The 20,385-nt window shown below is 69.5% G+C and carries 19 protein-coding genes and 1 riboswitch; of the genes, 13 read left to right on the top strand and 6 right to left on the bottom strand.

Features of this window, described 5'->3' with window-relative positions; all coding sequences use genetic code 11:
- Positions 1-169 precede the first annotated feature (169 nt).
- Positions 170-1,069, top strand: coding sequence for a pyridoxal-phosphate dependent enzyme (locus AB0L75_RS25865; protein WP_365185046.1), 900 nt, complete (start codon positions 170-172; stop codon positions 1,067-1,069).
- Positions 1,070-1,090: 21 nt separating this feature from the next.
- Here AB0L75_RS25865 and AB0L75_RS25870 read toward each other — a convergent pair whose 3' ends face one another.
- Positions 1,091-2,686, bottom strand: a complete 1,596-nt coding sequence (locus AB0L75_RS25870) for a Na+/H+ antiporter (protein ID WP_365185048.1) — start codon at positions 2,684-2,686, stop codon at positions 1,091-1,093.
- 62 nt (positions 2,687-2,748) lie between these two features.
- Between AB0L75_RS25870 and AB0L75_RS25875 the strand changes: the two genes are divergently transcribed.
- The 3 genes from AB0L75_RS25875 to AB0L75_RS25885 all read left to right on the top strand — a co-directional run bounded on the left by AB0L75_RS25875 (position 2,749) and on the right by AB0L75_RS25885 (position 4,896).
- Complete coding sequence (locus tag AB0L75_RS25875) at positions 2,749-3,009, top strand: UBP-type zinc finger domain-containing protein (protein WP_365185051.1); 261 nt, start codon at positions 2,749-2,751, stop codon at positions 3,007-3,009.
- 322 nt (positions 3,010-3,331) lie between these two features.
- Positions 3,332-3,748 carry an anti-sigma regulatory factor gene (locus AB0L75_RS25880; RefSeq protein WP_009190566.1) on the top strand — a complete coding sequence of 139 codons (417 nt, stop codon included), beginning with the start codon at positions 3,332-3,334 and terminating at the stop codon, positions 3,746-3,748.
- Positions 3,745-4,896 (top strand): RNA polymerase sigma factor SigF, encoded by a 1,152-nt coding sequence (locus AB0L75_RS25885; protein WP_365185055.1) that lies wholly within the window; start codon positions 3,745-3,747, stop codon positions 4,894-4,896. Before AB0L75_RS25880 ends, AB0L75_RS25885 begins: the two co-directional genes overlap by 4 nt.
- Positions 4,897-4,907: 11 nt before the next feature.
- Here AB0L75_RS25885 and AB0L75_RS25890 read toward each other — a convergent pair whose 3' ends face one another.
- The gene (locus AB0L75_RS25890; RefSeq protein WP_365185057.1) at positions 4,908-5,354 is read right to left on the bottom strand and encodes a hypothetical protein; all 447 of its coding nucleotides are present in this window, start codon (positions 5,352-5,354) and stop codon (positions 4,908-4,910) included.
- Positions 5,355-5,505: 151 nt separating this feature from the next.
- Here AB0L75_RS25890 and AB0L75_RS25895 point away from each other — a divergent pair, with 151 nt between their 5' ends.
- Together AB0L75_RS25895 and AB0L75_RS25900 are read left to right on the top strand one after the other, a co-directional pair.
- The gene (locus AB0L75_RS25895) at positions 5,506-6,474 is read left to right on the top strand and encodes a diacylglycerol kinase family protein (RefSeq protein ID WP_365185058.1); all 969 of its coding nucleotides are present in this window, start codon (positions 5,506-5,508) and stop codon (positions 6,472-6,474) included.
- A gap of 333 nt (positions 6,475-6,807) precedes the next feature.
- A complete protein-coding gene (locus AB0L75_RS25900; RefSeq protein WP_003992873.1) occupies positions 6,808-7,065 on the top strand; it encodes a WhiB family transcriptional regulator in 258 nt (85 codons plus the stop codon).
- A 237-nt stretch (positions 7,066-7,302) separates the two neighbouring features.
- On the opposite strand, the gene AB0L75_RS25905 is transcribed toward AB0L75_RS25900, so the two are convergent.
- Both AB0L75_RS25905 and AB0L75_RS25910 read right to left on the bottom strand, forming a co-directional pair.
- Positions 7,303-8,778 (bottom strand): PAS domain-containing sensor histidine kinase, encoded by a 1,476-nt coding sequence (locus tag AB0L75_RS25905; RefSeq protein ID WP_365185060.1) that lies wholly within the window; start codon positions 8,776-8,778, stop codon positions 7,303-7,305.
- A gap of 316 nt (positions 8,779-9,094) precedes the next feature.
- Positions 9,095-9,724: a TetR/AcrR family transcriptional regulator gene (locus tag AB0L75_RS25910; RefSeq protein ID WP_365185063.1), complete on the bottom strand. Its 630-nt coding sequence runs from the start codon at positions 9,722-9,724 to the stop codon at positions 9,095-9,097.
- 121 nt (positions 9,725-9,845) lie between these two features.
- Between AB0L75_RS25910 and nagB the strand changes: the two genes are divergently transcribed.
- From nagB to AB0L75_RS25945, 7 genes are all read left to right on the top strand, one after another.
- Positions 9,846-10,631 carry a glucosamine-6-phosphate deaminase gene (gene nagB, locus AB0L75_RS25915; RefSeq protein WP_365185065.1) on the top strand — a complete coding sequence of 262 codons (786 nt, stop codon included), beginning with the start codon at positions 9,846-9,848 and terminating at the stop codon, positions 10,629-10,631.
- A gap of 155 nt (positions 10,632-10,786) precedes the next feature.
- Positions 10,787-11,551, top strand: coding sequence for a GntR family transcriptional regulator (locus AB0L75_RS25920; RefSeq protein WP_365185067.1), 765 nt, complete (start codon positions 10,787-10,789; stop codon positions 11,549-11,551).
- Between the two features lie 140 nt (positions 11,552-11,691).
- Positions 11,692-11,955, top strand: a complete 264-nt coding sequence (locus AB0L75_RS25925; RefSeq protein WP_365185069.1) for a DUF3311 domain-containing protein — start codon at positions 11,692-11,694, stop codon at positions 11,953-11,955.
- Positions 11,952-13,571 carry a monocarboxylate uptake permease MctP gene (mctP, locus tag AB0L75_RS25930; protein WP_365185071.1) on the top strand — a complete coding sequence of 540 codons (1,620 nt, stop codon included), beginning with the start codon at positions 11,952-11,954 and terminating at the stop codon, positions 13,569-13,571. Before AB0L75_RS25925 ends, mctP begins: the two co-directional genes overlap by 4 nt.
- Before the next feature lie 73 nt (positions 13,572-13,644).
- The gene (locus tag AB0L75_RS25935; protein WP_365185074.1) at positions 13,645-14,151 is read left to right on the top strand and encodes a GNAT family N-acetyltransferase; all 507 of its coding nucleotides are present in this window, start codon (positions 13,645-13,647) and stop codon (positions 14,149-14,151) included.
- 35 nt (positions 14,152-14,186) lie between these two features.
- Positions 14,187-14,329: riboswitch (cobalamin riboswitch) on the top strand.
- A gap of 124 nt (positions 14,330-14,453) precedes the next feature.
- A complete protein-coding gene (locus AB0L75_RS25940) occupies positions 14,454-16,817 on the top strand; it encodes a ribonucleoside-diphosphate reductase subunit alpha (protein WP_365185077.1) in 2,364 nt (787 codons plus the stop codon).
- Positions 16,817-17,830 carry a ribonucleotide-diphosphate reductase subunit beta gene (locus AB0L75_RS25945; protein WP_365185080.1) on the top strand — a complete coding sequence of 338 codons (1,014 nt, stop codon included), beginning with the start codon at positions 16,817-16,819 and terminating at the stop codon, positions 17,828-17,830. Before AB0L75_RS25940 ends, AB0L75_RS25945 begins: the two co-directional genes overlap by 1 nt.
- An 89-nt stretch (positions 17,831-17,919) precedes the next feature.
- On the opposite strand, the gene AB0L75_RS25950 is transcribed toward AB0L75_RS25945, so the two are convergent.
- Both AB0L75_RS25950 and cyc1 read right to left on the bottom strand, forming a co-directional pair.
- Complete coding sequence (locus AB0L75_RS25950) at positions 17,920-19,290, bottom strand: cytochrome P450 (protein WP_365185083.1); 1,371 nt, start codon at positions 19,288-19,290, stop codon at positions 17,920-17,922.
- Entirely contained in the window at positions 19,287-20,372 is a 1,086-nt protein-coding gene (gene cyc1 / locus AB0L75_RS25955) for an epi-isozizaene synthase (RefSeq protein WP_365185383.1), read from the bottom strand. The genes AB0L75_RS25950 and cyc1 overlap by 4 nt, the downstream gene beginning before the upstream one ends.
- Positions 20,373-20,385 lie beyond the last annotated feature (13 nt).

The raw sequence follows: 20,385 nt of genomic DNA on the forward strand, positions 1-20,385 counted from the left end.
AGCACCGGTCTCGGCACCCGAGCCTTCCATCACGGATCGTGGCCGCGCCATTACCCGAAAGAGCGGGAATGGATCATCGGATAAGCGGGCAGAGAGAAGGACCGTTTCGGTGGACGTGATGTGCGGTTCCCCGCGCCCTCGTGGGACCGCACCGGGCGACAATGGAGCGGTGACCAGCCCCGACCCGCTCGCGCCCCGTCTCCCGTCACCCCTCCAGGAGGTGCGGGACCACCGGTTCGAACGGCACGGTCTGCGGCTGCTCCTCAAGCGTGACGACCTGATCCACCCCCATCTCATCGGCAACAAGTGGCGCAAGCTCGTGCCGAACGTCGAGGCGGCGCGGGGCCGGCCGCTGGTCACCTTCGGCGGGGCCTACTCCAACCATCTGCGCGCCACCGCCGCCGCGGGCCGCCTGCTCGGGCTCCCGACCGTCGGCGTGGTCCGCGGCCAGGAGCTGGCCGGCCGGCCGCTCAACCCCTCCCTGGCCCGGTGCGCGGCGGACGGCATGCGGCTGCACTTCGTCGACAGATCGACGTACCGGCGCAAGGCCGAGCCGGAGACACTGGCGGCGATCCTGCGCGGGGCCGGCGCCGAGGAGGCGTACGTCGTGCCCGAGGGCGGCAGCAACGGCGCGGCGGTACGGGGCTGCCGGGCGCTGGGCGGGGAACTGCGCGGGCAGGCCGATGTCGTCGCGGTGGCCTGCGGCACCGGGGGCACGCTCGCGGGGCTGGCCGCCGGCCTGGGCGCCGGGCAGCGGGCGCTCGGCGTGCCGGTGCTCAGGGGCGGGTTCCTGGAGGGCGACATACAGGCGCTGCAGGAGCGTGCCTTCGGCGGCCGTACCGGCTCCTGGTCCCTCGACGAGCGCTTCCACTTCGGCGGTTACGCCCGTACGACACCCGAACTGCACGCGTTCGCACGGGACTTCGAGGACCGCCATGGACTGCCCGTGGAACGTCTCTATGTCGCCAAGTTGCTCTACGGACTCGTCACCCTCGCGGACGAGGGCGCCTTCGGGCGCGGGACGACGATCGCCGCCGTCGTCACCGGACGGCCGTTCCCCGAGGACTAGAGCCGGTCCGCAGGACGGGCCCTAACCCGCCTCCCGGTAGGCCGCCGCCTCCTCCAGGTCCAGGCGTCTGAGCAGCGCGCGCAGCATCTCGTCGTCGATGTGGCGGAGGTCGCGGAGCTTGACGAAGACCTCGCGCTCGGCGCTGATCATCTCGCGGGAGAGGCGGCGGTAGGTGTCGTCGACCGACTCTCCGGTGACCGGGTTGGTCTGGCCGAGGCGCTCCCAGACGGCGTTGCGGCGGCGCTCCAGGACCGTGCGCAGGCGGTCGGCGAGCGGCGGGGGCAGGGCGTTGTGCTCGTCGGAGAGGAGGTCGTCGAGGTGGTGCTCGGCGGCCCGGGAGGCCTGCGCCTGGGCGTTGGCCTCGGCGAGCGTCTCGGCCTGCCGGTCGCGGCCGGGGAAGCGCATCAGGCGGATCAGCGGCGCGAGCGTCAGGCCCTGCACGACCAGCGTGCCGATGACCGTGGTGAAGGTCAGGAAGAGGATCAGGTTGCGCTGCGGGAAGGGGGCGCCGCCGTGCACCGTGAGCGGGATCGAGAACGCGATGGCCAGCGACACCACGCCCCGCATGGCGGCCCACGACGTCACGATCGGCGCCCGCCAGGTGGGGTTGTCCTCGCGCTCCCTGATGCGGCGGGAGAGCGTGCGGGGCAGGAAGGCCGCGGGGTAGACCCAGACGAAGCGGGCCGTGACGACCACGCCGAAGACCGCGATCGCGTACCAGGCCGCGTCGGCCCCCTCGTACGCGCCCAGCCCCTTGAGAACGGTCGGCAGCTGCAGGCCGATCAGCGCGAAGACGGCCGACTCCAGCAGGAAGGCGACCATCCGCCACACCGCGTCCTCCTGGAGCCGGGTGGCGAAGTCGACCTCCCACGCGCGGTGCCCGAGGTAGACGCCGACCACGACGACCGCGAGGACGCCGGAGCCGTGGAACTGCTCGGCCACGCCGTAGGCGACGAACGGGATCAGCAGGGAGAGGGTGTTCTGCAGCAGCGCCTCCTTCAGGTGGGTGCGCAGCCAGTGGATCGGCACCATGAGCACCAGCCCGACGACGACACCGCCCACGGCGGCCCGCAGGAACTCGCCGATCCCGCCCGCCCAGGTGGCGCCCTCGCCGACGGCCGCGGCGAGGGCCACCTTGTAGGCGGTGATCGCGGTGGCGTCGTTCAGCAGGGACTCGCCCTGCAGGATGGTGGTGATCCTGGACGGCAGGCCCACCCGGCGTGCGATCGCCGCGGCCGCGACCGCGTCCGTCGGCGCGACGACAGCGCCCAGCACCAGCGCGGCGGTCAGCGGCAGCCCCGGTACGACGAGATAGGCGACCCAGCCGACGACGAAGGTCGCGAAGAGCACGTACCCGATCGACAGCAGCCCCACGGGCCGCATCTGGGCGCGCAGATCGAGGTACGAACTCTCCGTGCCCTCCTTGTAGAGCAACGGGGGCAGCACCAGCGGCAGGACGACGTCCGGGTCCAGGGTGTAGTGCGGGACTCCGGGGAGGTACGAGACGGCCAGGCCCACGGCGACCAGCAGCAGCGGGGCCGGCACGGGAGTGCGCCGGGCGGCCCCCGCGACCGCCGCACTGCCCGCCACCAGCAACAGCAGCGGCATCACGTCCATGGTCCTCGCCCGCCCTCGTTCTTCCGCGCGGCCACCCGCACACCCGTCGTAATCTGGCAATCATGAAACAGTGCACGCACGCCGACGCGCTGCCGCACCCGGAACCGGACCCGCTGAACGCGACCTGCCCGGAGTGCCTGCGGGACGGCACGCACCCGGTGCAGCTGCGGCTGTGCCTCAGCTGCGGTCACGTCGGCTGTTGCGACTCCTCGCCCGGGAGGCACGCGACACAGCACCACGAGACGTCCGGTCACCCGGTCATGCGGTCCTTCGAGCCCGGCGAGGAGTGGCGGTGGTGCTTCGTGGACCACGTGCTCGTCTGAGCCCTCTCCTCAGCGGGTTCCCGCGTGGTCGCATTCCCGTCCGAGCGCGTTCTCGTGTGACACTGCATGCGGCGGCGGCCGCACGACGGTTCGAGCGTCGGACGTCTGGGTACGTCAACCCGGCGCGCGCTCTTCCCATTTGGGCCCGCAAACCCTCTAGACACGGAGCGTATACACAGCTTTACTGTGAGTGACGCCAGGGGGGTTGGGGTCCCGGGACAGGAACGTTCGGAGCGCGATAGCGTCACCGCCGAACCACGTACGCGTTACCCCGGGGGGCGACCCTCGGCCCCGTAAAGCTTGTACCACCATGGAGGTGAGGGTGTCCCAGATCGCAGGCGAGCCCGCGGCGAATCAGGACTTCGTGGAAGTCCGGCTGCCGGCCGCGGGTGCCTACCTGTCGGTGCTGCGGACGGCCACGGCCGGTCTCGCGGCCCGCTTGGACTTCACCCTGGACGAGATCGAGGACCTGCGCATCGCCGTGGACGAGGCGTGCGCGATCCTGCTCCAACAGGCCGTGCCCGGCTCCGTGCTCAGCTGTGTCTTCCGGCTCGTCGACGACTCGCTGGAGGTCACTGTCTCGGCGCCGACCACGGACGGTCACGCCCCCTCGCGGGACACCTTCGCCTGGACCGTGCTGTCGGCCCTCGCGGGCAAGGTCTCGTCCGCCGTCGACGAGGACAAGACCGTGTCGATCAGCCTCTACAAACAGCGCGGCGCGGGCCCCGGCCCGGCGTGAGGAACGGGGACGGTCCGGTGCGGGACGAAGAGCGCGGCACACGCGAGCTGCCGGCCGGGGACGGGGGTGCCCCCTGGCCGAGCGCGGACGAGATCTCCGGGGAGGCCCCCCGGGACGGTTCCCGGCGCATGGCGGACGGCATCGACGGCATCCCCGAGCAGGCCAGGCCACACCCGGTGGACGACTCCGCGCCCGCCGAAGGTGACGGCGCCGTGCAGGGCGCGGGGCCGGAGAAGGCCGGCGGCGCCGGACCCGCCGTCCGCGCGGGGGCCAGGGCTCCGGGAAGGGCTACGGGCGGGACGATGAGCGAGCACGAGCGAGACGCCGAGCACGACGCGCCGGGCGCGGAGACCGTGCAGGCCGTGCAGGCCCCGCAGGCCGCACAGCACGACCCGGCGGACCGCAGCGGTGCGCGGGCGATGTTCGTCGAGCTGCGCAAGCTGAACGCGGGCAGCCAGGAGTACGCGGAGCTGCGCAACCAGCTGGTCCGCATGCATCTCCCCCTCGTGGAGCACCTGGCGCGCCGGTTCCGCAACCGAGGCGAGCCGCTGGACGACCTCACACAGGTCGCCACGATCGGTCTGATCAAGTCCGTCGACCGGTTCGACCCGGAGCGTGGCGTGGAGTTCTCCACGTACGCCACCCCGACCGTGGTCGGCGAGATCAAGCGGCACTTCCGCGACAAGGGCTGGGCGGTGCGCGTGCCGCGCCGGCTGCAGGAGCTGCGGCTCGCGCTGACCACGGCGACGGCCGAGCTGTCCCAGCTGCACGGCCGCTCCCCCACGGTCCACGAGCTGGCCGAGAAGCTCGCGATCTCCGAGGAGGAGGTCCTGGAGGGCCTGGAGTCCGCCAACGCGTACTCCACGCTGTCCCTGGACGTCCCCGACACCGACGACGAGTCACCCGCGGTCGCCGACACCCTCGGCGCGGAGGACGAGGCGCTGGAGGGCGTCGAGTACCGCGAGTCCCTCAAGCCGCTGCTGGAGGACCTGCCGCCGCGCGAGAAGCGGATCCTGCTGCTGCGCTTCTTCGGGAACATGACCCAGTCGCAGATCGCGCAGGAGGTCGGCATCTCCCAGATGCATGTCTCCCGGCTGCTGGCCCGCACGCTGGCCCAGCTGCGGGAGAAGCTGCTCGTCGAGGAGTAGAGCGCCCGTCTCTACTCGGCGCGGCCCGGCCCCTTGATGCCGAGGGCCCGGGTCGTCTCGCCGTTCACGAGCAGCACCAGTGCCGCGACGGCGACCACCGCGACGGCGATTCCGGCCGGGATGGCCATGCTGTCGGCCTGGAGCAGGTTGTAGGCCACCGGCAGGGCCACGAGCTGAGTGATCACCGCAGGTCCGCGGCTCCAGCTGCGCCGCAGCAGCAGCCCGCGCGCGGCGAGCAGCGGCAGCAGCGCGAGCACGGCCAGGGTGATGCCGAGGGTCACGGCCTGCTGCCGGTCGTCCGGGTCTCCGGTGAGCCCGAGGACGAACACCCACAGGCCGCCGGCCACCAGCGCGAGGCCTTCCAGGGCGGCCAGCAGGGCGGCATACGTCAGCCGACGAGGACGGGGACCTGCTGCTTCGGCGGTGTCGTCCGGGGCGGGGTTCTGCTCGCTGCTCACCCCAGCAGGGTAGCCGCCGGGCCCCGAAGGTGGCGGAGGGGTGCGGCTACGGCGACTCCGCGCCCCAAATGCCCGGACTCGACCCCTTTCCTCTTACCTGATCCCTACCTCGGTCTGGGCCGAGTACCACCCAGTAGGTACGCTGCCCTCCATGCGTGCACTTCTCGTGGTCAATCCGGCGGCAACCACCACAAGCGCACGCAGGCGCGATGTCCTGATCCACGCGCTGGCGAGCGAGATGAAGCTGGAGGCGGTCACCACCGAGTACCGCGGCCACGCGCGCGACCTCGGCCGGCAGGCGGCGGACAGTGACGACATCGACCTCGTGGTCGCGCTCGGCGGCGACGGCACCGTCAACGAGGTGGTCAACGGCCTTCTGCACGCCGGCCCGGCCCTGGACCGCCTGCCCGGCTTCGCCGTCGTGCCCGGTGGCTCCACGAACGTCTTCGCGCGCGCCCTGGGCCTGCCCAACGACCCGGTGGAGGCCACCGGCGCCCTGCTGGACGCGCTGCGCGAGGGCCGGGAGCGGAACGTCGGGCTGGGGCTGACCTCGGGCGTGCCCGGCACCGAGGACGAGGCGGTCCCCGACCGCTGGTTCACCTTCAACGCCGGGCTCGGTTTCGACGCGGGCGTGGTCGGCCGGGTCGAGCAGCAGCGCGAGCGCGGCAAGAGGTCGACACATGGGCTGTACGTACGACAGGTGATCCGGCAGTTCCTCGGCGAGCAGAACCGGCGGCACGGTTCGATCACGCTGGAGCGGCCCGGCGAGGACCCGATCGATGATCTTGTGGTGGCCATAGTCTCGAACACGTCGCCTTGGACGTATCTCGGCAATCGCCCCATGTACACATCACCTAAGGCCTCGTTCGATACCGGTGTCGACGTCCTGGGTCTGACCCGGCTGTCGACGGCCGCGGTTGCCCGGTATGGCACCCAGTTGCTCACTTCGTCCCCCGAGCGCGGACCCCATGGCAGGCATGTGGTCTCCCTGCACGATCAGGACCAGTTCACCTTGCATTCGAAGGCTCCCTTGCCCCTGCAGATGGACGGCGACCACCTCGGGCTGCGTAGGAGCGTGACGTTCACAGGCGTACGCCGTGCACTGCGTGTGATTGTGTGAGCGGAACGGGCGAAAGTCCTTTCACTCGAACGTTTAGGCCAGGATCCACCCCATGGAAGTACGGCTGTGACCTAGTCGACACCGAGGAATCAAAAAAAACTTTCCGGAAGGGGTTGTATCCGTCGCTGAGGTTTGCGAGTCTCTACGTGGCGATCGGGACGGCCCGCAAGACCGGCCTCCACTGATCACCGGAACCCCTCTTCAAACCAAGGACCACGCCGGGTGAAGACTCGGCGGTCGGCCCTTCACTTGTTGAGGGATTCGTGAAAGCGTTCACATTCACAAGCAACCTGCACGTCATACGTACAGAAGAATCAAGGAGAGGTAGCAGCCATGGACTGGCGTCACAACGCCGTTTGCCGCGAGGAAGACCCCGAGCTCTTCTTCCCCATCGGCAACACCGGTCCTGCGCTGCTGCAGATCGAGGAAGCCAAGGCCGTCTGCCGTCGCTGCCCGGTGATCGAGCAGTGTCTGCAGTGGGCGCTCGAGTCCGGCCAGGACTCCGGCGTCTGGGGTGGTCTCAGCGAGGACGAGCGCCGCGCCATGAAGCGCCGCGCCGCCCGCAACCGGGCCCGTCAGGCCTCCGCCTGACATACCCGCCCCTGCTGACAGCCTGAGCTTGGCGGCGCGTGCAGCACGCACGCATCTCCCGCCCCCGAGCCGCAGCGCGCAGTATCCCCCGATGCGCTTAGCGATATAAGCAGAGCAGCAACGAGCACAAGCCTCGGACCAATGACGGTCCGGGGCTTTTTGCTGTTCTCAAACCCCTTTGGCGTAAAGGGCTTTGCCTTTTGCAGGAGAGGACTTGCCTGCTTCTGCGCCCGAAGTCTACTTCTGCGCCCGAACCGGAATGTCGAGGATCACCCGGGTGCCTCGCCCCGGTGCCGGGACCATGTCGAAGGAACCGCCCAACTCCCCCTCCACCAGGGTGCGTACGATCTGCAGGCCGAGGTTGCCCGAGCGGTGCGGGTCGAAGTCCTCGGGCAGGCCTACGCCGTCGTCCTGGACGGTGACGAGGAGGCGGGCCTCCTTGGTGGTGCCGCCACGGACCGCGGAGACCTCGACCGTACCGGTGTCGCCCTCGCGGAAGCCGTGCTCCAGGGCGTTCTGCAGGATCTCCGTGAGGACCATCGACAGCGGGGTGGCGACCTCGGCGTCGAGTATCCCGAAGCGGCCGGTGCGCCGTCCGGTCACCTTGCCCGGCGAGATCTCGGCGACCATCGCCAGCACGCGGTCGGCGATGTCGTCGAACTCCACCCGCTCATCCAGGTTCTGAGACAGCGTCTCATGCACGATCGCGATCGAGCCGACCCGGCGCACGGCCTCCTCCAGGGCCTCCCGGCCGCGCTCGGACTCGATGCGCCGGGCCTGCAGCCGCAGCAGCGCGGCAACCGTCTGGAGGTTGTTCTTCACCCGGTGGTGGATCTCCCGGATGGTGGCGTCCTTGGTGATCAACTCGCGTTCGCGGCGCCGCAGTTCGGTGACGTCCCGGCACAGCACCAGCGAGCCGATCCGGGTGCCCTTGGGCTTGAGCGGGATCGCCCGGAACTGGATCGCCCCGTCGTTGCCCTCGATCTCGAACTCGCGCGGCGCCCAGCCGCTCGCGAGCTTGACGAGCGCCTCGTCCACCGGGCCGCGGGTCGGGGCGAGTTCCGCGGTGGTCTGGCCGAGGTGCTGGCCGACCAGGTCGGCGGCGAGGCCGAGCCGGTGATAGGCGGACAGCGCGTTCGGGGAGGCGTACTGGACGACGCCGTCGGCGTCCAGCCGGATCAGGCCGTCGCCGACCCGCGGCGAGGCGTCCATGTCGACCTGCTGGTCGGGGAAGGGGAACGATCCTGCGGCGATCATCTGCGCGAGGTCCGAGGCGCTCTGGAGGTAGGTCAGCTCCAGCCGGCTCGGGGTGCGGACGGTCAGCAGATTGGTGTTGCGGGCGATCACCCCGAGGACCCGGCCCTCGCGCCGTACAGGGATGGACTCGACCCGTACGGGGACCTCTTCGCGCCACTCCGGGTCGCCCTCGCGCACGATCCGGCCCTCGTCCAGCGCCGCGTCCAGCATGGGCCGGCGGCCGCGCGGGACCAGGTGGCCGACCATGTCGTCCTGGTAGGAGGTGGGGCCGGTGTTGGGGCGCATCTGGGCGACCGAGACATACCGGGTGCCGTCGCGGGTGGGGACCCACAGGACGAGGTCGGCGAAGGAGAGGTCGGAGAGCAGCTGCCACTCCGAGACCAGCAGATGGAGCCACTCGAGGTCGGAGTCGTCGAGGGCGGTGTGCTGGCGGACCAGCTCGTTCATGGAGGGCACGCTGCGAGCGTACCCGCGGGCCGCGGATGGCTGGAAAAACACCCGCGGGCCGCGGCGCCTGGAAGGGACCCTCAACCCTCCCGGCACCGCAGCCCGGAGCATCATCGGCCGCGGGGTGTGCGGTCCCGGTCGGCCGAAGGTCGAGGAGCCGGGGCAGTCAGGGCAGAGAGCGCCGGTTCCTCGATCCGCCTTCCTGTGCGGGGAAGACGGAGGCTTGTTCACTTTGATTGTGGACTAGACCACAAGGGTGTGTCCACGGCCTTGTCGGCATGTACGAGTGATGGCACCCGATGCCACGCAGCCTAGCCCGCCTCGGTCAGCCACGGGGCCAGATGGACATGGCAATTTCCGCGAGTGCCTCCAGTTCCTCCCTGCTCGCTCCGTCGCGCGCCTGCTGGGACATGCCCTGGATCATGGCGCCGGCATGCCGGGCGAGGGCGGCGGCATCGGTACCGGAGGGGAGCAGTCCGGCCGCTACATCCGCCCTGATACGGGATTCCAGTGCGGCGATGCTCGCGTTGCGCCGCTCGCGCAGCAGCCGCTCCACCTCGGGGCTGGTGCAGTTGGTGGCGGCGTGCACGACCAGGCAGCCGTACGGGTGCGCGGGGTCGGTGTACTCGGCGGCGGCCTCGCGCAGCGTGCGCTCGATCGCGGCCCGGGCGGTGGGCTCCTCGGCGAGCGCGCGGTCCCCGAAGGCGCCGTGCGTACCGGTGTAGACCCGGACGACCTCCTCGAACAGGGTCCGCTTGTCACCGAAGGCCGCGTACAGGCTGGGGGCGCCGATGCCCATGATCCGGGTGAGGTCGGAGACCGAGGTGGCCTCGTAGCCGTGCTCCCAGAAGGCCATGAGCGCCTTCTCCAGCGCCGTGGCCCGATCGAAGGAGCGCGGCCGGCCGCGCGTCCTGGAGACTCCGGCCCGTGTACTCATGTCCTGACCGCTCACCATGCAGCCATTTTATAGCGACCCTTAGGGAAATAAGGAAGGGCGCCGCGTGAACCCGATTCTGCTAGATTGGTCTAAACCACATAGAGACGCACAGAGCCCACTTCAGAACGGCAGGCCCAGCGTGGAAGTTGTCATCGTTCCGGACGCCGAGGCGGGCGGCGAGCTGATCGCCGAGGCCATGGCCCAGCTGCTGCGACGCAAGCCCGACGCCCTGCTCGGTGTGGCCACCGGCTCCACCCCGCTGCCCATCTACCAGGCGCTGACCGCGAAGGTGCGCTCCGGCGCCGTGGACGTGACGCGGGCCCGCATAGCCCAGCTGGACGAATACGTAGGACTGCCCGCCGACCACCCCGAGTCCTACCGCTCGGTGCTGCGCCGGGAGGTGCTGGAGCCGCTCGGCATCGGCATGGACGCGTTCCTCGGACCCGACGGCACCGCAAAGGACATCCAGGCGGCGTGCGAGGCGTACGACCGGGCGCTCGCCGAGGCCGGCGGGGTGGACCTGCAGCTGCTCGGGATCGGCACCGACGGGCACATCGGGTTCAACGAGCCGTGCTCCTCGCTCGCCTCGCGCACCCGGATCAAGACGCTGACCGAGCAGACCCGCGTCGACAACGCCCGCTTCTTCGACGGCGACATCGAGCAGGTGCCGCACCACGTCGTCACCCAGGGCATCGGCACCATCCTGGATGCCCGGCATCTGGTGCTGCTGGCGACGGGCGAGGGCAAGGCGGACGCGGTCGCGGCGACCGTCGAGGGACCGGTCGCGGCCGTCTGCCCGGCCTCCGCGCTCCAGCTGCACCGGCACGCCACGGTGGTCGTCGACGAGGCGGCCGCGTCCAAGCTGAAGCTGGCCGACTACTTCCGCCACACCTACGACAACAAGCCGGACTGGCAGGGGATCTAGTCCCAGATGGACTAGACCAACCCTGGTGGCAACGGTATACAGAGGAGATCACGGAGCGTGCGGGTGGACTCCTGAGCCCCGAAGCCGTGCCACGATGTGAGCCGTGGCCGATGCCAGTCGGTCGCTTTCGGCATCCGGAGCCGGGAAGGCGGAGCATGAGCACCGACGTCAGCAGTGCGGAGAACGAGGCCGGGACGACCGTCCGTACGGCGCGCGTGCCCAAGTACTACCGCCTGAAGAAGCACCTGCTCGACATGACGGAGACGCAGGCTCCGGGCACGCCGGTCCCGCCCGAGCGCACCCTGGCCGCCGAGTTCGACACCTCCCGCACCACCGTCCGCCAGGCCCTGCAGGAACTGGTCGTGGAGGGCCGGCTCGAACGCATCCAGGGCAAGGGCACCTTCGTCGCCAAGCCCAAGGTCTCCCAGACGCTCCAGCTCACCTCCTACACCGAGGACATGCGCGCCCAGGGCCTGGAGCCGACCTCGCAGCTGCTGGACATCGGCTACATCACCGCCGACGACCGGCTCGCCGGGCTGCTCGACATCAGCGCCGGCGGGCGCGTACTGCGCATCGAGCGACTGCGCATGGCCAACGGCGAGCCGATGGCGATCGAGACCACCCATCTGTCGGCCAAGCGCTTCCCGGCCCTGCGCCGTTCCCTGGTGAAGTACACGTCCCTCTACACCGCCCTCGCCGAGGTCTACGACGTCCATCTCGCCGAGGCCGAGGAGACCATCGAGACCTCGCTGGCCACCCCCCGCGAGGCGGGCCTGCTCGGCACCGACGTGGGCCTACCGATGCTGATGCTCTCCCGCCACTCCCTGGACCGCGAGGGCAAGCCGGTGGAGTGGGTGCGGTCCGTGTACCGGGGGGACCGCTACAAGTTCGTCGCGCGGCTGAAGCGGCCGACCGAGTAAGTCCCGCGACGGGCAGGGCCGGTGGCGTTCGCTGAATCGATATACCGATATACGGACGAGGTCTTCCGCTGTCGCGACACCGTCACCTAGATTGCCTGCGCATTACCCAGGTGATCAGCGAGGGGACGGAGAGCCGTGGCATGTCCGAAGCACCTGAAGTGAGACCACCGGTGGTGACACCGGTCCGCGTGATCATCGGCCTGTGTCTCGTCGCGCCCTTCGTGGCGATGCTCTGGGTCGGCTCCTACGCCAAGACGGACCCCGCGTTCATCGGGATCCCGTTCTTCTACTGGTACCAGATGCTCTGGGTGCTGATCTCCACCGCGCTCACCATGACCGCGTACAAGCTGTGGCAGCGCGACCAGCGCGCCCGCGGCCCCCGGAAGGGCGGTGAGGCGCGGTGAAGAACGGCGTCAACGGCGTCGCGCTCGGCGTCTTCATCTTCTTCTTCCTGGCCGTCACGGTCATGGGCTTCCTCGCCGCACGCTGGCGCAGGGCCGAGAACGAGCACTCGCTGGACGAATGGGGCCTGGGCGGACGCTCGTTCGGGACCTGGATCACCTGGTTCCTGCTCGGCGGCGACCTGTACACGGCGTACACCTTCGTCGCCGTACCGGCGGCGATCTACGCGGCGGGCGCGTCCGGCTTCTTCGCGGTGCCGTACACGATCCTCGTCTACCCGCTGATCTTCACGTTCCTGCCCCGCCTGTGGTCGGTGTCCCACAAGCACGGCTATGTGACGACGTCGGACTTCGTGCGCGGCCGCTTCGGCTCCAAGAGCCTGTCGCTCGCGGTGGCCCTGACCGGCATCCTGGCGACGATGCCGTACATCGCGCTCCAGCTCGTCGGCATCCAGGCGGTGCTGGACGTGATGGGGGTCGGCGGGGACAGCGCCAGCAACTGGTTCGTACGGGACCTGCCGCTGCTCATCGCCTTCGGTGTGCTGGCCGCGTACACCTACTCCTCCGGTCTGCGCGCCCCCGCCCTGATCGCGTTCGTGAAGGACGCGCTGATCTACATCGTCATCGCGGTGGCGATCATCTACATCCCGATCAAGCTGGGCGGGTTCGACGAGATCTTCGCCAAGGCGGGCCACGCCTTCAGCCAGGTCAACCCGGCGACCGGCAAGCCGCGCGGCGCGCTCGTGCCGCCGGAGGCGGGCCAGTGGACGTACGCCACGCTGGCGCTGGGCTCCGCGCTCGCGCTGTTCATGTACCCGCACTCGATCACCGCGACCCTCTCCTCCAAGAGCCGTGACGTGATCCGCCGCAACACCACGATCCTGCCGCTGTACTCCCTGATGCTCGGCCTGCTGGCCCTGCTGGGCTTCATGGCGATCGCGGCCGGCGTGAAGGTCACCAACGGGCAGCTGGCGATTCCCCAGCTGTTCGAGGACATGTTCCCGGACTGGTTCGCGGGCGTGGCGTTCGCGGCGATCGGCATCGGCGCCCTCGTACCGGCGGCGATCATGTCGATCGCGGCGGCGAACCTCTTCACGCGCAACATCTACCGGGACTTCATCAAGCCGGACGCCACGCCGAAGCAGGAGGCCCAGGTCTCCAAGCTGGTCTCGCTGCTGGTGAAGGTCGGCGCCCTGGTCTTCGTCCTCACCATGGACAAGACGGTCGCGATCAACTTCCAGCTGCTGGGCGGCATCTGGATCCTGCAGACCTTCCCGGCCCTGGTCGGCGGCCTGTTCACCCGCTGGTTCCACCGCTGGGCGCTGCTCGCCGGCTGGGCGGTCGGCATGGCGTACGGCACCATCGCCGCGTACGGCGTCGCTTCCCCGACCCAGAAGCACTTCGGCGGCTCGGCGAAGCAGATCCCCGGCATCGGCGAGATCGGCTACATCGGCCTCACCGCGTTCGTGCTGAACGCCGCGGTGACGGTGGTCCTGACCTTCGTCCTGAAGGCCGCGAACGCCCCCGAGGGCATCGACGAGACCAAGCCGGAGGACTACACGGCGGACGTGGGCGACCCTGGAGTCACGACCGAGCTGCCGGTGGGCGCCGGCCACTGAGGTGTCCTGATCACGGGCCGTCGGAGGCTGATCCGGCGGCCCGTTGTCGTGCCTGTCCGGCACACTCGGTGCCATGGACTTCGTGATCAGGCAGGTGACCCCCGACGACTACGAGACCCTGGGCAAGATCACCGCCCAGGCCTACCTCCGGGACGGCCTCCTCGACTTCGGGGAGAGCGACTGGTACCTCGGCAAGCTGAGGGACGTGGCGAAGCGCGCCGCCGACGCGGATGTGCTGGTCGCCGTCGAGGACGGTAGGGCGCTCGGCGGTGTGACCTTCGTGCCGTCGGGCGGTCCCATGGCCGACATCGCCCGCCCCGAAGAGGCCGAGATACGGATGCTGGCCGTCGACCGGGCAGCGCGCGGCCGGGGAGTCGGCGAGGGCCTCGTGCGAGCCTGCGTCGACAGGGCGCGGTCCGTCGACGGCTGCGTACGGATCGTTCTGTCGACCAAGCGCACCATGCACGCGGCCCACCGCATCTACGAACGCCTCGGCTTCGTTCGTACTCCCGGGCGGGACTGGAATCCGCTGCCCGGGCAGCCCGACATCACTCTGCTCACCTATGAGTTGACGCTCTGAGACCAGTGCGACACAACATCTGGGGGTGACACGACAGCCCGGCACTAGATGTATGCTCGTCCTCGCTGTCGCCGCAGGGGAATCCGGTGCGAATCCGGAACTGTCCCGCAACGGTGTACTTGCGTGCATCCGCACGCTCGTGTCAGTCCGAGGACCTGCCGACAGCGCGCACCCGGCCGTCCGGCCGGTGTGCCCTGACGTCCGGGCCTCGTGGAGTGGGCCGGTGGACGCGACGCCGCGTGCGCTCGTGACTGCCCCCTGCCCTCCGCAAGGCCCCCGTGCCGAGCGAGGGAGAGCCCCACGTGACCATCGCGCCAGCAGATCCGGTTTCAGCCAGCGGCCTGGACACCGACGGTCCCGGTGCCGCGTTGCTGCGCACCCTGACCGAGCTGACCGCCGACCTCCCCGACGCCGACCCCGGCCGGGTCGCCGCCGCCGCGCTGCGCGGCCGGTCGGCGCGCGCGGACGAGTCGGAGCTGCGCGAGCTGGCCACGGAGGCCGCCGCCGGGCTCATCTCCGAGGACCCCGCCTACTCGAAGCTGGCCGCCCGGCTGCTGACCACCTCCATCCGCGCCGAGGCCGCCTCGCAGGGCGTGACGTCCTTCACCGAGTCCGTCGCGGTGGGCCACCGCGAGGGCCTGATCGCCGACCGCACCGCGGAGTTCGCGCGGCTGCACGCGGCCCGCCTCGACGCCCTGGTCGACCGGGCGGCCGACGACCGCTTCGGCTACTTCGGCCTGCGCACGCTGCACAGCCGCTACCTCCTGAGGCACCCCTTCACCCGCAAGGTCATCGAGACGCCCCAGCACTTCATGCTGCGGGTCGCGAGCGGCCTGGCCGAGGACGACACCCCTCGCTCCGTCGACGAGGTCGCGGCGCTCTACGGGCTCATGAGCCGCCTCGACTACCTCCCGTCCTCCCCCACGCTCTTCAACTCCGGCACGCGGCACCCGCAGATGTCGTCCTGCTACCTCCTCGACTCCCCGCTGGACGAGCTGGACTCCATCTACGACCGCTACCACCAGGTGGCCCGGCTCTCGAAGCACGCCGGCGGCATCGGTCTGTCGTACTCCCGGATCCGCAGCCGCGGTTCGCTGATCCGCGGCACCAACGGGCACTCCAACGGCATCGTCCCGTTCCTGAAGACCCTGGACGCCTCGGTGGCCGCCGTGAACCAGGGCGGCCGGCGCAAGGGAGCGGCGGCCGTCTACCTGGAGACCTGGCACTCCGACATCGAGGAGTTCCTGGAGCTGCGGGACAACACCGGTGAGGACGCCCGCCGTACGCACAACCTGAACCTCGCGCACTGGATCCCGGACGAGTTCATGCGTCGGGTCAACGCCGACGGGCAGTGGTCGCTCTTCTCCCCCGCCGACGTGCCGGAGCTGGTGGACCTGTGGGGCGAGGAGTTCGACGCCGCCTACCGCAAGGCCGAGGCAGCGGGCCTCGCGAAGAAGACCCTGCCGGCCCGTGAGCTGTACGGCCGGATGATGCGCACCCTCGCACAGACCGGCAACGGCTGGATGACCTTCAAGGACGCCGCCAACCGCACCGCCAACCAGACGGCCCTGCCGGGCCATGTGGTCCACTCCTCCAACCTCTGCACGGAGATCCTGGAGGTCACGGACGACGGGGAGACCGCGGTCTGCAACCTGGGCTCGGTGAACCTCGGTTCCTTCGTGGCCGGCGGGGACATCGACTGGCAACGGCTGGACGAGACCGTCCGCACCGCCGTCACCTTCCTCGACCGCGTCGTGGACATCAACTTCTATCCGACCGAGCAGGCGGGACGGTCCAACGCCAAGTGGCGTCCCGTGGGCCTCGGCGCGATGGGGCTGCAGGACGTCTTCTTCAAGCTGCGTGTGCCCTTCGACTCGCCCGAGGCCAAGGCCCTGTCCACCCGGATCGCCGAGCGGATCATGCTCGCCGCGTACGAGGCCTCCGCCGACCTCGCCGAGCGCAACGGCCCGCTGCCGGCCTGGGAGAAGACCCGTACGGCCCAGGGTGTGCTGCACCCCGACCACTACGGCGTCGAGCTGACCTGGCCCGAGCGGTGGGACGCCCTGCGCAGGCGCATCGCCGGCACGGGCCTGCGCAACTCGCTGCTCCTGGCCATCGCCCCGACGGCCACCATCGCCTCCATCGCGGGCGTGTACGAGTGCATCGAGCCGCAGGTGTCGAACCTGTTCAAGCGCGAGACCCTGTCGGGTGAGTTCCTGCAGGTCAACTCGTACCTGGTGCAGGACCTGAAGGACCTCGGCGTGTGGGACGCGCGCACCCGCGAGGCGCTGCGCGACTCTAACGGCTCGGTGCAGGACTTCGCGTGGATCCCCGAGGAGGTGCGGGCGCTGTACCGCACGGCGTGGGAGATCCCGCAGCGCGGCCTGATCGACATGGCGGCGGCCCGCACCCCGTTCCTGGACCAGGCGCAGTCGCTCAACCTCTTCCTGGAGACGCCGACCATCGGCAAGCTCTCCTCGATGTACGCGTACGCCTGGAAGTCCGGCCTGAAGACGACGTACTACCTGCGCTCCCGCCCGGCGACCCGGATCGCTCGTGCCGCCCAGGCGCAGACTCCCGCCGCCATCCCCGTCCAGCAGGTCGCCGAGCCCGACGCCGTCGCCTGCTCCCTGGAAAACCCCGAGTCCTGCGAGGCCTGCCAGTAATGACTACCCGTAACGCCAATCTGCTCGACCCGGGCTTCGAGCTGACTCTCCGCCCCATGCGCTACCCGGACTTCTACGAGCGCTACCGGGACGCGATCAAGAACACCTGGACCGTGGAGGAGGTCGACCTCCACTCGGACGTCGCCGACCTCGCGAAGCTGACCCCGGCCGAGCAGCACCTGATCGGCCGACTGGTGGCCTTCTTCGCGACGGGCGACTCGATCGTGGCGAACAACCTGGTCCTGACGCTGTACAAGCACATCAACTCCCCCGAGGCGCGGCTGTACCTGAGCCGGCAGCTCTTCGAGGAGGCCGTGCACGTCCAGTTCTATCTGACCCTGCTGGACACCTACCTCCCGGACCCGGACGACCGCGCCGCCGCCTTCGACGCGGTCCAGAACATCCCCTCCATCCGTGAGAAGGCCGAGTTCTGCTTCAAGTGGATCGACTCGGTGGAGAAGCTCGACCGGCTGGAGACGAAGGCCGACCGGCGTCGCTTCCTGCTCAACCTGATCTGCTTCGCCGCGTGCATCGAGGGTCTGTTCTTCTACGGCGCGTTCGCGTACGTCTACTGGTTCCGCAGCCGGGGTCTGCTGCACGGTCTCGCCACCGGCACCAACTGGGTGTTCCGCGATGAGACCATGCACATGTCCTTCGCGTTCGACGTGGTCGACACCGTGCGCAAGGAGGAGCCGGACCTCTTCGACGACGAGCTCCAGCAGCAGGTCGTCGACATGCTGAAGGAGGCCGTCGAGGCCGAGCTGCAGTTCGCGCGCGACCTGTGCGGCGACGGTCTGCCGGGCATGAACACCGAGTCGATGCGGCAGTACCTGGAGTGCGTCGCCGACCAGCGGCTCACCCGTCTCGGCTTCGCCCCGGTGTACGGCTCGGAGAACCCGTTCTCCTTCATGGAGCTGCAGGGCGTTCAGGAGCTGACGAACTTCTTCGAGCGCCGCCCGTCGGCGTACCAGGTCGCGGTCGAGGGCACGGTCGACCTGGACGAGGACTTCTGAGTCGCCTTCCGTACACCGTGCCGTGAACGCCTACCGGCGCGTGTTCCGGGGCCCGCAGGCCTCCTGAGCACGCGCCGGTAACAGGTGGCCTACCAGGGCATCGCCCGCAGCCGCAGGTCGTGGGGGCGCAGTGTGATGCCCACGCGGGTCGTGTCGTTCGACCCGCTGACCTGCTCGAAGCGGTACTTCGCCGAGATCGCGGCGGTGATCAGGCTCAGCTGGGTCATGGAGAAGTGGTCGCTGGGGCACTTGCGGTTTCCGACGCTGAAGGGGCTCATGGCGTACTTCGGTACCTCCTTGGCCCGCTCCGGCAGCCACCGGTCGGGGTCGAAGTCGAGGTGCCGGTCGTAGGAGCGGGTGTCGCGCTGGATCGCGTACGGGCTGTAGACGATGTCCGCCCCAGCCGGAATGCGATAGCCACCGAGTTCGGTGTCGGTCACCGCGCGCCGCGTCAATATCCATACGGCGGGCCTGAGCCGCATGGCCTCGACGACGACATTGTTGGTGTGCCTGAGCGCGCGGACGTGCTCGAATCCGACCGGTCGACCACCCGTCACGGATTCGACCTCGGTCCGTACCTTCTCGGCGTGTTCCGGGTGTTCCGCGAGAACCTGGAGCAGCCACATGATCGTGGACGCCACTGTTTCGCTGCCGGGGGTGAGTATCGCGACGACCTGATCGTGGATCTCCTGTTCCCCGATGGGGTCGCCATTGTCGTCCTTCGCCTCCAGCAATGCCGTCAGCAAATCGTCCGGCTTTTGACCAGATGCCCTCCGCTCGGCGACGATCTCGTCGACCAGTAGATGCAAATCGGCCAGGGACCGGTTGAATTCGCGGTTGGCCGGGAACGGCAGCCGGTACAGCGGCCCGAGCGGGATGACCATCCGGCGGTACATGCCGCGGAAGACGGTGGCGAGGTCGATGCTGAGCCGTTCGGCGCGCTCGTCCATGTAGTCGCCGCGCAGCAGGCAGCGGGCGGCGATACGGACGGCGATACGGAAGGACTCGGAGGTGCAGTCGATGGTCTCGCCGGGCCGCCAGCGCTCGGTCAGCGCATGGGCCTCCTCCTCCATGATCGGCCCGTAGCCGGGGATCGCGTCGAGCCGGAAGGCGGGCTGGATGGTGCGGCGCTGGCGCCGGTGCCGGGGCCCGTTGGCGGTGGCCACGCCTTCCTTGCCGAGCAGCCCTTCCAGGGACTCCCACAGGGGTCCGTCGATCTTGAAGTCGGGGCTGAGCGCGAGTGCGCCGGTGAGCGCGGGTGTGGTGACGGCGTACACCGTCTTGGGGCCGAGCTTGAGGCGTACGACGTCGCCGTGCTCGCGGAGCCGGGACATGAAGGCGAGCGGATCTCGGACCAGCTTCAGGCCGTGGCCCAGACCCGGCACGGCGCCGCCGGCCAGGGGCGGTTCACGCAGTTCGGTGGCCTCGGGGGGCAGGGGCTGCACAGACTCGACGGTCATTTCTCACCAGCCGTTTCGTTGGTGACGTACGGGGGCGTGGACCGGTCGTCCCAGGTGTCGACCATGTAGCGGCCGGACTCGTGGTGGAACCAGTAGACGGAGCTGAACCAGTTGCGCATATTGCCGACGCAGGCGCGCACCGCGGCGCTCAGTTTCTTTCCGCGGACCGTGCCGTCGGCGAGATCGTCGGCGAATCGCAGGGCGTCCTGCTCGGCTTCGAGGAATTCACTGATGCAGTCCTCGACGCGGCGCCTCACTTCGTCCACCGCTTCTTCGAGACTCAGCCCGGAATGAGTGATGAGGCTGATTCCGAGATTATGGACCTCATCGCCCGCTATTTCTTTCGGCAGCGAGCACAGATCGTTGTACCAGGCGGCGAATTCCTGGCTGAGCAGAGCCGCGCGACGATAGGCCGGTGTTTTCCGTACAGCATCCGGGAGTTCGCAGCCGACGCTCGGTTCCAGCAGGTCCGTCCATATCCAGTGCGCGAAGGTGTGCCGGCGCAGGGCGAGATATTCTTCGACGCCGGGTATGTATCCCGCGGTGCGGTTGCGGAATTCGCGGTTGTAGGCCTCTATCACCGTGTGGAAGTGCCGGGCGAACCGCTGGTTCCAGGTGCGCGGCAGGAAGCCGTAGAGCCGCAGCACGCTGTCCGCGAACCCCGCGACCAGCGGGTCGGGATGGTGCAGATGGTGCCGGGGTGCGTCGAGGGCCGCGTGCAGGCGGTGCCTGAGCCGCCGCCACTCGCCCGCCCTGCCGTGGACGATGTCGCGGTCGTGGCGGTCGTCCCAGACGAAGAACCATGCGCTGTAGTCGGCGATGGCCTGCAGGACCTCCTCGGAGGCGCCGAGGTAGTAGCCCGCCATGAGGTCCGTGTAGCAAAGTCCGTCGGCATATTCATGCACCTTGTCCGCCGGCATGAACCCCTTTTCCAGCAGCCACAGACGGGTCTTCTCCTGGAGCTGCGGCCAATACGGGTGCAGTTGCCGAGGAAAGGCGGACTCGATCACCGGGAGTGCCAGTGAGGGTGGCACTACGCCCGCCGTCGGCGTCGCGGTGGTGCTGTGTGGGAAAGCTTGCACGGACAAACCCCTC

The organism is Streptomyces sp. NPDC052101 (genome assembly GCF_040680235.1).
Taxonomy (GTDB): Bacteria; Actinomycetota; Actinomycetes; order Streptomycetales; family Streptomycetaceae; genus Streptomyces.